Below are 12,107 nucleotides of genomic sequence, written 5' to 3'. Positions count from 1 at the left end.
TGGTCGACGACCATGCGTTGATCACGCTCATCGATGCCGAGTTGGCGGACAAGGCGACGCGGTGGGGGCCGTTGTCGGAGGTGTTGTTGGGTCGGGCGATCGATGCGGTGATCGAACGGTATGACCCGGCTGCGGTGCAGCGGGCCCGCGAGGTCGTGCGGACCCGGGATTTCCATATCGGTGCGTGTGAGGACACCAATGAGTTCACCGTGGTGTGGGGCCGGTTGACACCGACCGATGCCGCGGCGTTGCGGGCACGGATCACCGCGATGGTGGCCGGGGTGTGTGCGGATGATCCGCGTACCGCTGGTGAGCGTTGGGCCGATGCGGTGGGCGCCTTGGGGCACGGCAACACAGCGTTGGCGTGCCGCTGCGGCGGCGAACGCTGCCCGGCAGCAGCGTCGGCCCCGGCCTCCGATGTGGTGGTTCGGGTGATCGCCGATCAGGCCGCCGTGGACGCGGCCCGCAAACTGATCGCCGCCCAGAACGACGAACACGCCCAATCGATCGCCGCCAAGCCCGAACCCGCCGAGACTGAGCCGATGCCAGCCGCGGACGCCGAACCCGCCGAGGCCGAGCCTGAGCCCAGGCCTGCGCAGGATGCGGAGCCATCGCCGGCCGAGCCCGACGAGCCATCGCCGGAGGATGTCGAGTCGATGCCGTCGCGGTTGACCGATTCGGGGGTGGCGGTGTTGCCCGGGCGTGGCGTGATCCCCACCGCGGTGCTGGCCGAAGCGCTGCGCGGCGGAGCCAAAGTCGCTCCGTTGTGGCTGCCCGGCGCCGATCCCGAACCGCGCTACCGGCCCTCAGCGCGGCTGGCGGAGTTCATCCGGGTCCGGGACATGTTCTGCCGGTTCCCGGGCTGCGATGTGCCCGCTGACCGCTGCGATATCGACCACGTGGACCCGTGGCCGCTGGGTCTGACTCATCCGTCGAACATGAATTGCAAATGCCGCAAACACCATTTGTTGAAAACGTTCTGGGGCGGACCCGAGGGCTGGCGCGACGCCCAGCTCCCAGATGCCACAGTGATTTGGACCGCCCCCGACGGGCGGACGTACACCACCAAACCCGGCAGCCGACTGTTCTTCCCGTCCTACACCCTGGCCACCACCGCCCTGCCACCACCAGCGTGCGGCCCACCCGCCCATCCGGCCCGCACCGCAATGATGCCGCGGCGACGACGCACCCGCGCCGCCGAGAATGCCGCACGCATCAAAGCCGAACGCGCACTCAACAATTCGGTCTCTCAGAACTCACCGAGGTAGAACCGGGTGCCCTGATCGTCGGTGCACAACGCCGACTTGCCGTAGGCCTGCTGTGACGGTTCCTCGATCACTGAACCGCCGGCCTCGCGCACCCGCGCCACGGCGTCATTGATGTCCTCGACGGTCCACATCGGCACGGTGACCGGCGCGTCGGTGCCGCCCGCAACACCGGCCATGGGATGAGTCGGGGACACCCCCCACCCGTCGTCAACTCGTCCCGGTTCGAACGTCCAGAACAGCAGCCCGCTGTAGAACGCCCTGAACGTGGCCGAATCTGGAACCTGGTAGGTGATGTAGGAGAGTTCGCCGGGGCCGTCGCCGTTGAGCGTCGGGCGGGGTTGGCCGGGAGTCGGCTGATAGACAGCGAATTCGAGCCCCTGCGGGTCGGTGGCGCCGAGCACGGTTCCGAAGTCGAAGTGCTCGATCTCATCGACAGTGCCGCCGGCGCTGAGGATGCTCTCCCGCGCACCCGCGAGGTCTGTCACCGCGTAGCAGCAGAACAGCGTGTTCTTACCGGGGATGGAGTAGAGGCCGATGCGCTGGCCGGTGTTGGTGACCTGCTGGTTGGCCGCATCGTAGGTCCAGCCGAGAACATGCCCGTAAAAGGCTGCCGCGCGTCCGGCGTCGGGTGTCCACACCGAGACATAGCCGACGTCGCCGTGCTGGATGGGGACGGGGGAGCCGGTCATCGGGCCGCTGAGCATCCAGCGGTGCCCGAACGGGTCCACGATCGCGGCAGCCCTGCTGCCGTAATTCTCGTACGGTTCGCGCTGCACGTCTGCGCCGTTCGCCCTGGCCCGCTCGAGCGTGACGTCCGTATCGGCCACCGGCAGCATCAGGCTCACCGAGACTGCCTGCGGCGACGGTGCTTTCAATCCGATCTCCGGAAACTCGTCGGCGAGGTAGAGCACCCCGCCCGAGATCGCCAACTCGGCGTGTCCGATCCGGCCGTCGCCCATCTCGATCGGATCCCCGACTACGGCGGCACCGAAGGTGTCGGTGTACCAGGTGATCGCGGCACGGGCGTCGGCAACGGCCAGGTAGGGGATCGCGGCGGGCCGCGGAGAGGATGTAGCGGCGGGCCGCGGAGAGGATGTGGTCAGGGTGCGTTCGGCGGCAAGCCAGTCGGGCGCTGACATCTCGGCGAGCTCGGCGATGTCGGTATCGGTTCCGCTCATGATCACTCCTTGGGTTTGATCTGGTTGCTGTTCAAACAATCTCGCAGCCGACTCGAGGCGAGCCCGCAGTCGCGCGGCGAAGGCAGGGTCCGGCTCCGACGGAAGGTCGGTGCCGCGCAGCGCGTCCAGCGGATCGTGGTGGTTGTTCACGACGTCCCTCCTTCCAGCGTTGGGTACTGCGCGCGGAACGCTCGTCGCGCCCGCACCAGCAGCGCCTCGGTGGCGTGCACCGTGCGACCGATCAACTCGGCACACTCGGGCACCGAGCAGTCGTCCAGGTAGCGCAACGCCAGAACCATGCGGTGGTGCTCGGGCAGCCGGGAGAGCACCTGTTCGGCGACGATGCGGTCGAGTTCGGCGTCCCAGTCGTCGGCGGCGTCGATCGGCTCGGGTAGCTCGGCGACGGGTATCGAGAAGCGATCGTGGCGCCTGCGGTAGTGATCAGCCAGTTTGTGGCGCGCCACTCCGATCAACCACGGCACCGTCAACGGGGGAGGCGTTTTCCTTCTGGCCGTGTCCATCGCCGCCAGAAACGTTTCCGACGTGAGGTCCTCGGCCGTCGCGCGGTCACCGCAGCGCCTGACGAAATAGCCGTACACCGCCGGCAGGGCTTCGTCGTACAACTCCAGCAGTGCCCGCGGCGCGTTGTGACCAGTCGGTTGGGCGCTCACATCCTTATCGTCGCCGTTGAGACCCGAACTCCGACACCCCGAGTTCAAATACCCGTCAAGCCTGGAGCGAGCAGGTCGAATGCGTCGCTCAGGGCGGCCGGCAGCGCCACCGTCTCGTCCTCGAGCCATTTCCCGTAGGCGGCCAACGCCACCCCGAGCATCGTCCACGCCACGGTCTGTGGCACCAGATCGGCCGGCGACACATCCAGGCGACGGGCCACAAAAGCGGCCACCACGGCTCGCCAGCCGCCGTACATCGTCATCGAATATGCCTGCAGGGCCTCGGTTTCCAGAATCAACCGCATCCGCTGCCGGTGACGATCGGGGTCGTCGAACTCGTTGAACGCCAGCAGGGCGGTGCGAAGCGCATCGCGGACCGGGACGCCGGGGTCGAGGCCGGCCAACAGGGCCTGCATGTTGCCGAGGTGCGCGTCGAAGTCACCCCACGGCAGCGCATTCTTGGAGGGGTAGTAGCGGAACAGGGTGCGCCGGGCGATCCCCGCGGCCGTCGCCACGTCGTCGACGCTGACCTCGTCGAATCCGCGCGTCATGAACAAGTCGATCGCGACGTCGCTGATGTGCTCCCAGCTCGTCGACCGGCGACGGCCCACGCGACCCTTCACAGCGTCCATCGGAATCCGCCCTTCCATTTAGGCACCCGATGCCATATTGTTGCGACCTGCATCACAAATGTCGAGACCCTACCGGGGACCGCATCGGGAGAAAGGCGAGATCAATGGAACCGAATCAGCACGTGGAGACCGAAGAACTGGTCACCGAGAGCCTGGTCGAGGAAGTCTCGATCGACGGGATGTGCGGGGTCTACTGACCGTGAATGCGTCGACGGTGGAAACCGACCGTGTCTTCGATCCGGACCTGTCCTGGCGGCTGCACCCTCAGGTGGCGGTGCGGCCCGAACCGTTCGGCGCGCTGCTGTATCACTTCGGCACCCGCAAGCTCTCGTTCTTGAAGAACCGGACGATCGTCGAGGTGATCAACCTCCTGGCTGATCACCCCGACGCTCGATCCGCCTGCCGCGCCGCGGGAATCGACGACGACGCGCAGGCCCCCTACCTACACGCTCTGGGTGTACTGGTCCAGTCCCAGATGCTGGTTCGCGAGGAGATGTCATGACCACAGTTGAAACGGCGCCCGCGCCGGCCATGCAACCCGTGCCCCGGCTCGTCGATCAGTTCGAGCGCGGCCTGGACGCACCGATCTGCCTGACGTGGGAGCTGACGTACGCCTGCAACCTGTCGTGTGTGCACTGCCTGTCGTCGTCGGGCAAGCGCGATCCGCGCGAGTTGTCCACCCAACAGTGCAAGGACATCATCAACGAGCTGGAACGGATGCAGGTGTTCTACGTGAACATCGGCGGCGGCGAACCCACTGTGCGATCGGACTTCTGGGAGCTCGTCGACTACGCGACCGCCCACCACGTCGGCGTCAAGTTCTCCACCAACGGCGTTCGCATCACCCGCGAGGTGGCGGCGAAGCTGGCTGCCAGCGACTACGTCGACGTGCAGATCTCGCTGGACGGCGCGACCGCCGAGGTCAACGACGCGGTGCGCGGTCCGGGATCCTTCGCGATGGCGACGCGCGCGCTGGACAACCTCCGGGAGGCCGGCTTCACCGACGCCAAGATCTCGGTGGTGGTGACCCGCCACAATGTGGATCAGCTCGACGATTTCAAGGCCCTGGCCGACAGCTATGACGCGACACTGCGCATCACCCGACTGCGACCGTCGGGTCGGGGCGCGGACGTGTGGGACGAACTTCACCCGACCTCCGCCCAGCAGGTGCAGCTCTACGACTGGCTGGTGGCCAACGGCGAGCGGGTCCTCACCGGTGACTCGTTCTTCCACCTGTCGGGCCTGGGTGAACCGGGTGCGCTGGCCGGGTTGAATCTGTGCGGAGCGGGTCGGGTGGTTTGCCTGATCGATCCCCTGGGCGACGTCTACGCCTGCCCGTTCGCCATCCACGACACGTTCCTTGCCGGTAATGTGCTGTCGGACAACGGGTTCCAGAACGTCTGGCAGAACTCGGAGCTGTTCCGGGAGCTGCGTGAGCCGCAGTCGGCAGGCGCGTGCGGAAGCTGCGGGCATTACGACAGCTGCCGCGGAGGCTGCATGGCGGCCAAGTTCTTCACCGGCCTGCCTCTCGATGGCCCCGACCCCGAGTGTGTGGAGGGCTACGGCGAGCCGGCCTTGGCTCGCGAGCGTGACAAGCCCAAGTCCAGCGTCGACCACTCCCGTACCGGGAACCGCAAGACGCCGTCAGGTCCCATCCCGCTCACACTGCTGAGCGCTCCCCCCAAGAAGTTCTGCAACGAAAGTCCTGTGTAACCCATGGCACGCGATACCTGGTTCGAAACGGTCGCCATCGCCCAGCAGCGGGCGAAGAAGCGCCTTCCCAAGTCCGCCTACCTGTCGCTGGTGTCCGCCAGCGAGAAGGGCGTGACGGTCTCCGACAACGTCGAGTCGTTCGCGGAGCTCGGCTTCGCGCCGCACGTCATCGGTGCCACCGAAAAGCGCGATATGTCGACAACGGTTATGGGGCAGGACATTTCGATGCCCGTCATCATCTCTCCGACCGGTGTGCAGGCCATCGACCCCGACGGTGAGGTGGCCGTGGCGCGGGCCGCCGCCGCACGCGGTACCGCGATGGGCCTGTCGTCCTTCGCCAGCAAGCCGATGGAGGAAGTCACCGCGGTCAACGACAAGATCTTCTTCCAGATCTACTGGCTGGGCAGCCGCGACGAGATTCTGCAGCGGATGGAGCGGGCCCGGGCGGCGGGCGCCAAGGGTCTGATCCTGACCACCGACTGGAGCTTCTCGCACGGTCGCGACTGGGGCAGCCCCAAGATCCCCGAGGCGATGAACCTCGCCACGATGGTGCGGATGTTCCCCGAGGTGGTCACCAAACCGCGCTGGCTGTGGAGCTTCGGCAAGGAGCTGCGGCCTCCGGCCCTGCGGGTGCCCAACCAGGGCCGACGCGGTGAGGCCGGCCCGGCGTTCTTCGAGGCGTACGGACAGTGGATGGGCACCCCGCCGCCGACCTGGGAGGACGTCGCCTGGCTGCGTGAGCAGTGGGGTGGGCAGTTCATGCTGAAGGGAACGGTGCGGGTCGACGATGCCAAACGTGCTGTTGATGCGGGCGTTTCGGCGATCACCGTGTCCAACCACGGCGGCAACAACCTCGACGGCACCCCGGCGGCGATCCGGTGTCTGCCCGCCATTGCCGATGCGGTCGGCGATCAGATCGAGGTTTTGCTGGATGGCGGAGTCCGGCGGGGCAGCGATGTGGTCAAGGCCGTCGCCCTCGGCGCCAGGGCGGTCATGCTCGGCAGGGCGTATCTGTGGGGTCTGGCCGCCAACGGCCAGGCAGGTGTCGAGAACGTTCTGGACATCATGCACGGCGGTATCGACTCGGCCCTGATGGGTCTCGGCAAATCTTCGATCCACGAATTGACGCGCGAGGACATTCTGATTCCCGACGGATTCACCCGCACGCTCGGAGCGTGACCGCACCGTGCGGCGGGTGGTCTCGCTGCGCGGGACTGTGGTGCAGGCGTGGCGCGGGGGGCTGGCGTGGTTCCCCGGCGGTGCACCACATCCCATGATCGGAAATCAACTGCCACGCATGCGTCAACAATTGGCGCACGCCAGATGAATTCGGCCTACGATCGTCGCGTGGCATTCCCCAGCAAGCTCGGGGACTCAACGTCGAGGCAGCTGCAGAACACGTCGCCCGCGCTGGTCGTCCCAGTAGGTTCCACCGAGCAGCATGGACCCCATCTGCCGCTGGACACCGATACGCGCATCGCAACCGCGGTTGCCGCTGCGCTCGTGGAGCGCCTGGGCGGGAGTGCTGACCACTGGCTGGTCGCCCCTGCCATTGGCTACGGCGCCAGCGGCGAGCACGAAGGCTTCCCCGGCACGATCTCGATTGGCACGCCGGCACTGGCGGAACTGCTTGTGGAGTTCGCCCGTTCGGCCTCTCGCTGGACCTCGCGCCTGGTGTTCGTCAACGGCCACGGCGGAAACGTCGACGCGTTGCGCCGGGCGGTCGGGACGCTCCGGTACGAAGGACGCGACGCGGCATGGTGCTCGTGCAGCGCCAGCAACGGCGACGCGCATGCCGGGCATACCGAAACATCTGTATTGCTACATATTTCACCGGGTGTTGTGAGGGAGGATGAGCGGGTGCCGGGCAACCGGGCTCCGCTGTCCGAACTGATGCCTGAGATGCTTCGTGGGGGAGTTGCTGCAGTCAGTTCGCTGGGGGTACTCGGGGACCCGACCACGGCGACGGCGGAGGAGGGGAGAAGGATCTTTGCCGAAATGGTTGACGCATGTCTGGGGAGGGTCATCCGGTGGGCACCCGATCAGCAGGGAATGTTGAGGTGACCGGGCCGCGCCTGCCCGACGGGTTCGCGGTTCAGGTGGATCGACGCGTGCGGGTCCTCGGGGAGGGGGCTGCTCTTCTGGGCGGTTCGCCCACCCGGCTGCTCCGGCTGGCACCGGCTGCGCAGACCATGCTCACCGGCGGCAGGCTCGAGGTCCACGACGCGGTCAGCGCCCAATTGGCGCGCACCCTGCTGGACGCCACAGTCGCCCACCCGAGACCGCTGAGTGGACCGTCGCATCGGGATGTCACTGTCGTGATTCCGGTGCGGGACAACCCTTCCGGGCTCGACCGGCTGGTCTATTCGCTACGTGGTCTGCGAGTCATCGTCGTCGACGACGGTTCCGTGACGCCGGTGCAGGCATCCGACTTCACCGGGGTGCACTGCGACCTGAAGATCCTGCGGCACTCCCGTAACAAGGGACCGGCCGCCGCGCGGAACACCGGACTGCGGGCGTGTGACACCGACTTCGTCGCCTTCCTGGACTCCGATGTGGTGCCCCGCCGCGGCTGGCTGGAGGCGCTGCTCGGGCACTTCTGCGATCCGGCGGTGGCACTGGCAGCACCCCGGATCGTCGCGTTGCATCCATCCGATAGCGCGGTGGCGCGTTATGAGGCGGTGCGGTCGTCGCTCGACCTCGGGTTGCGGGAGGCTCCGGTGGTCCCGTTCGGCTCGGTGTCCTATGTTCCGAGCGCCGCGATCATCTGCCGCCGTCGAACCTTGATCGAGGTCGGTGGCTTCGACGAGTCACTGGTGTCCGGTGAGGACGTCGACTTGTGCTGGCGGCTGAACGAGGTGGGCGCGCGGCTTCGGTACGAACCGATCGCGACGGTGGCCCACGATCACCGCACCGAGCTGCGAAAGTGGTTCGTCCGCAAGTCGTTCTACGGCGGCTCGGCGGCACCGCTGGCGATCCGTCATCCCGGCAAGACGGCGCCACTCGTCATCTCGGGGTGGACATTGGTGGTCTGGCTGCTGGCGGCGATCGGCTCGAGCCTCGGTTACCTGGGATCGGCCGCCGTCGCGGGCATCACCGGGCGTCGCATCGCCAAGTCGCTGTCCAGCGTGCAGACCGAACCGATCGAGGTCGCTCTCGTCGCGGTGCACGGGCTGTGGTCGGCAGCCCTGCAGTTGGCGTCGGCGATCTGCCGGCACTACTGGCCGATCGCGCTGGTTGCCGCGGTGCTGTCACGACGGTGTCGCCAGGTGGTGTTGGTGGCTGCGGTGCTCGACGGGGTGTTCGACTGGATCACCCGAAACGGCAACGCCGACGACGACACCCAGCGCGTCGGCGTGCTCACCTACGTGCTGCTCAAACGTCTCGACGACATCGCCTACGGTCTGGGGCTGTGGAGCGGCGTGGTGCGCGAGCGGCATGCCGGCGCGTTGAAGCCGCAGATCCGGACCTGACGCGCCATTGCACAGCGACATCCTGATCGTCGGCGCCGGGAGTGCGGGATCGGTCCTTGCAGAACGGCTTTCCGCAGACGACCGCTGTCGGGTGACGGTGGTGGAAGCGGGTCCCGGACCGGCTGACCCGCGGATCTACAGCCAGATCATCGATGGGTTGCGCCTCCCGATCGGGGCGGCCAGTTCGGTGGTGCGGCGGTATCAGACGACGCTGACCGACGCGCCCCAACGCACTGCGCAGATCATGCGCGGCGCCGTCGTCGGCGGGTCGGGTGCGATCAACGGGGGGTACTTCTGTCGCGCGTTGCCGTCCGACGTCGATGGGTGGGCGCTGCCGGGCTGGTCCTGGTCCGAGGTCCTCCCGCACTTCAGCGCGATCGAGAACGATCTGGACTTCGACGGTCCACTGCACGGCTCGACCGGCCCGATCACCGTGCGCCGTGTCGCTGAATTCAACGGCTGCACAGCGGCATTCGTCGAGTCTGCACAGTCGGCCGGGTACGGCTGGATCGACGATCTCAACGCCTCGACACCGGAGTTCCCGTTGGGGCCCGGAGTGGGTGCGGTGCCGCTCAACATCGAGGGGGGCACCCGCGTCGGCCCGGGGGGTGCCTTTCTGGCACCGGCGCTGCAGCGTCCCAACCTGACTCTGCTCGCCGATACCCAGGTGCGCCGGATCAGGTTGGACGCCGGGCGGGCCACCGCGCTGGAGTGCCGCGGTCCCGATGGCGATGTGGTCCTGACCGCCGACCGGATCGTGCTGTCCGCCGGCGCCATCGGTTCCGCCCACCTGCTGATGCTGTCGGGAATCGGACCCGGGCACGACCTGCGGCGCGCGGGGGTGTCCGTCGGTGTGGATCTGCCAGTCGGTGTCGGTACCGTCGACCACCCCGAATGGGTGCTACCGGTGAGCTGGCCGCCAACGCATGGCGTGCCTCCGTTGGAGGCTGTGCTGACCACTGAGGAAGGTCTTGAGATAAGGCCTTACACAGCGGGTTTCGGTGCGATGACAAGCGATCGCCGGGATGATCCGACCGACCGTCCGCACCTCGGGGTGACGTTGATGCGTCCCCGGTCGAGGGGCCGGATCACGCTGGTGTCCGCCGATCCCGACCACGCCCCGGTGATCGAACATCACTACGACAGCGAGGTAGCAGATGTCCAGCTGCTCCGGAAAGGATCGGAGCTTGCGCATGAATTGGCCGGTACCACAGTACAATCCGAGCCTTCATGGGCGACCTCGCAGCATCTGTGCGGAAGCGCGCGGATGGGCGGCGACGGTGATCCAGCCGCCGTGGTCGACGCTCAGTGTCGGGTATTCGGCGTCGACGGACTGTGGGTGGTCGATGGATCGATCCTGCCGGCCATCACCAGCCGCGGACCCCACGCGACCATCGTGATGGCGGGCCACCGCGCGGCGGAGTTCATCGCCGCTCGGTGAGCTTGCGGACCGGACGAGACTGCCGGCCGTCGCGACCGGGCGACCAGACCGCGACGAAGGCAGCCGCGACGAGGATCACCCCGGACAGCACGAGCAGCGCCTGATCCATCGCGTGCAGGAACGCGGACTCGGCGATGGCGGCCAGTTGTGCGCCCATCGGGCCCATCTGTTCGGCGACGGACAGTGCGTAGGCGAGCGATTCGGTCGCGGCCTCCCGGGTTTGGTCGGGGAAGGCGCCCACATTCGGTGCCAGCGTGTGCTGATAACCCGCTGCGAGAACCGATCCGGCGACAGCGATGCCGAGCGCCGCACCGATCTCACGAGTGGCGTCGTTGACCGCGGAGGCCACCCCCTGCTTCTCGTCCGGCGCCGCACCCATGATCGCCGAAGTCGTCGGCGCCGTGCACAGCCCGATACCCGAGGCCATGATCAGCAGCGGCCACGCCAGATCCAGGTACGACGAGTCGGCTTCGAGGGTGCGCATGCAGAACAGCCCGGTGGCCAACATCAACAATCCGACGGTCACCACCGCCCGCAGGCCGAATCTGGGGAGATAAAGGTGCACGGTGGCGCTGAGGATGAGCACGGGGAACACCAACGGTGTTAACGCGAAGGCGGTCATGATCGGGCTGTAGCCAAGCACCAGCTGCATGAATTGCATTGCAACGAAGAAGAATCCGAAGTTCGCGAAGAACAGGAAAGTGATGCCGACGGCGCCGGTGGCGAAATCGGGTCTGCCGAACAGTCGGACGTCGAGCAGCGGGTGCTCTCGCCGCATCTGGACGCGCGTGAAGACCGCGGCGATCGCGACACCGGCCGCCATGCACCCGAGGACGGCGGGATCGGTCCACCCGCGGTGGGGGGCCTCGATCACCCCGAGGACGAACACCGCTATCGCCGCTCCGATGAGTCCGCCGCCGAGCCAGTCGACGGGGGCGGCGCTCTCGTCACGCGATGACCCGATGGTGCAGGTGAGCCCGAACAGTATTACTGCCGATGCGCCGAACGCGTAGAAGATGGATTGCCATGGGAAGTAGTGCAGCAGTGTCCCGGTGCCCAGGAACCCGACGATCGCCGCGGAACCCGCGACGCCCGCCCAGATTCCTACGGCCTTGTTGCGTTCGGACTTCGGAAACGCGGCGGTGAGCAGCGACAGCGTCGCCGGCATGATGAACGCGGCGCCGATACCCGCCACCGCGCGTGCGGCGATGATCTGCGTCGGACTGTCCCACACCACGGGGGCCAGGGAGGCCACGCCGAAGATGGCGAGTCCGGCGAGGAGCGCGCCGCGACGGCCGTAGCGGTCGCCGAGGGCGCCGGCGAGTAGCAGCAGACACGCGAGCGCGAGCGTGTACCCGTCGATCACCCAGGTCAGTTGCGTCTGGGTGGCCGACGTCTCGACCGCGAGGTCGGGCAGTGCGGCGTTGAGTGCGACCATCGACGCGATCACCAGGATGACGTCGGCACACGCGATGGTCAGCAGCCATGTCCGTCTGCGCGGGGACAGGGTGGTGGTGTCGGCGTCGATATCCTGGCTGGACCCGTCGAGGGTGTCGACCATGTCGTCTCTCTCTCGGCAGGGGATATTTTTGAGACTAACAGTCTCGTATAGAGACCGATAGTCTCGTACCCGTTCGGAAGGTGGCGGAAACGATGAGTACGGCGGGAGGCGACCCGCGGCCGGCCCGGTCTCGGGCGCGGCTGCTCGACGCGGCGACGGCGTTGCTGCGC

General features: G+C 67.3%; 12 protein-coding genes. 8 read left to right on the top strand and 4 right to left on the bottom strand.

From position 1 onward, the window contains the following. On the top strand, positions 1–1,268 hold a 1,268-nt coding region (locus tag WA965_RS16815), incomplete at its 5' end, for an HNH endonuclease signature motif containing protein (RefSeq protein ID WP_526447831.1). Here WA965_RS16815 and WA965_RS16810 read toward each other — a convergent pair. The 3 genes from WA965_RS16810 to mftR are packed head-to-tail and all read right to left on the bottom strand — an operon-like array spanning position 1,250 to position 3,749. After that, on the bottom strand, positions 1,250–2,596 hold the full coding sequence (locus WA965_RS16810) for a VOC family protein (protein WP_526302942.1): 1,347 nt from the start codon (positions 2,594–2,596) through the stop codon (positions 1,250–1,252). The two genes, WA965_RS16815 and WA965_RS16810, sit on opposite strands and share 19 nt — an antisense overlap. After that, the gene (locus WA965_RS16805) at positions 2,593–3,117 is read right to left on the bottom strand and encodes an RNA polymerase sigma factor (RefSeq protein ID WP_526302943.1); all 525 of its coding nucleotides are present in this window, start codon (positions 3,115–3,117) and stop codon (positions 2,593–2,595) included. The genes WA965_RS16810 and WA965_RS16805 overlap by 4 nt, the downstream gene beginning before the upstream one ends. Before the next feature lie 44 nt (positions 3,118–3,161). Beyond that, positions 3,162–3,749: a mycofactocin system transcriptional regulator MftR gene (gene mftR, locus WA965_RS16800; RefSeq protein WP_526302944.1), complete on the bottom strand. Its 588-nt coding sequence runs from the start codon at positions 3,747–3,749 to the stop codon at positions 3,162–3,164. A gap of 104 nt (positions 3,750–3,853) precedes the next feature. Between mftR and mftA the strand changes: the two genes are divergently transcribed. The 7 genes from mftA to mftG all read left to right on the top strand — a co-directional run bounded on the left by mftA (position 3,854) and on the right by mftG (position 10,376). After that, the gene (mftA, locus tag WA965_RS16795) at positions 3,854–3,946 is read left to right on the top strand and encodes a mycofactocin precursor MftA (protein ID WP_178358759.1); all 93 of its coding nucleotides are present in this window, start codon (positions 3,854–3,856) and stop codon (positions 3,944–3,946) included. Beyond that, positions 3,931–4,251: a mycofactocin biosynthesis chaperone MftB gene (mftB, locus tag WA965_RS16790; RefSeq protein WP_526302945.1), complete on the top strand. Its 321-nt coding sequence runs from the start codon at positions 3,931–3,933 to the stop codon at positions 4,249–4,251. The genes mftA and mftB overlap by 16 nt, the downstream gene beginning before the upstream one ends. 29 nt (positions 4,252–4,280) lie before the next feature. Then, complete coding sequence (gene mftC / locus WA965_RS16785; RefSeq protein WP_526302960.1) at positions 4,281–5,462, top strand: mycofactocin radical SAM maturase; 1,182 nt, start codon at positions 4,281–4,283, stop codon at positions 5,460–5,462. Between the two features lie 3 nt (positions 5,463–5,465). Next, positions 5,466–6,641: a pre-mycofactocin synthase MftD gene (gene mftD, locus WA965_RS16780; protein WP_526302946.1), complete on the top strand. Its 1,176-nt coding sequence runs from the start codon at positions 5,466–5,468 to the stop codon at positions 6,639–6,641. Between the two features lie 144 nt (positions 6,642–6,785). Beyond that, positions 6,786–7,526 (top strand): mycofactocin biosynthesis peptidyl-dipeptidase MftE, encoded by a 741-nt coding sequence (mftE, locus tag WA965_RS16775; RefSeq protein ID WP_526302947.1) that lies wholly within the window; start codon positions 6,786–6,788, stop codon positions 7,524–7,526. After that, positions 7,523–8,935: a mycofactocin biosynthesis glycosyltransferase MftF gene (gene mftF / locus WA965_RS16770; RefSeq protein ID WP_526302948.1), complete on the top strand. Its 1,413-nt coding sequence runs from the start codon at positions 7,523–7,525 to the stop codon at positions 8,933–8,935. Before mftE ends, mftF begins: the two co-directional genes overlap by 4 nt. Positions 8,936–8,942: 7 nt before the next feature. Next, positions 8,943–10,376 (top strand): mycofactocin dehydrogenase MftG, encoded by a 1,434-nt coding sequence (gene mftG / locus WA965_RS16765; RefSeq protein WP_526302949.1) that lies wholly within the window; start codon positions 8,943–8,945, stop codon positions 10,374–10,376. Here mftG and WA965_RS16760 read toward each other — a convergent pair. Then, positions 10,360–11,937 carry an MFS transporter gene (locus WA965_RS16760; RefSeq protein WP_526302950.1) on the bottom strand — a complete coding sequence of 526 codons (1,578 nt, stop codon included), beginning with the start codon at positions 11,935–11,937 and terminating at the stop codon, positions 10,360–10,362. The two genes, mftG and WA965_RS16760, sit on opposite strands and share 17 nt — an antisense overlap. Positions 11,938–12,107: the final 170 nt, after the last annotated feature.

It is taken from the genome of Mycobacterium sp., assembly GCF_049683935.1.
GTDB lineage: Bacteria > Actinomycetota > Actinomycetes > Mycobacteriales > Mycobacteriaceae > Mycobacterium.
This window is presented reverse-complemented; position numbering and strand designations above follow the sequence as displayed.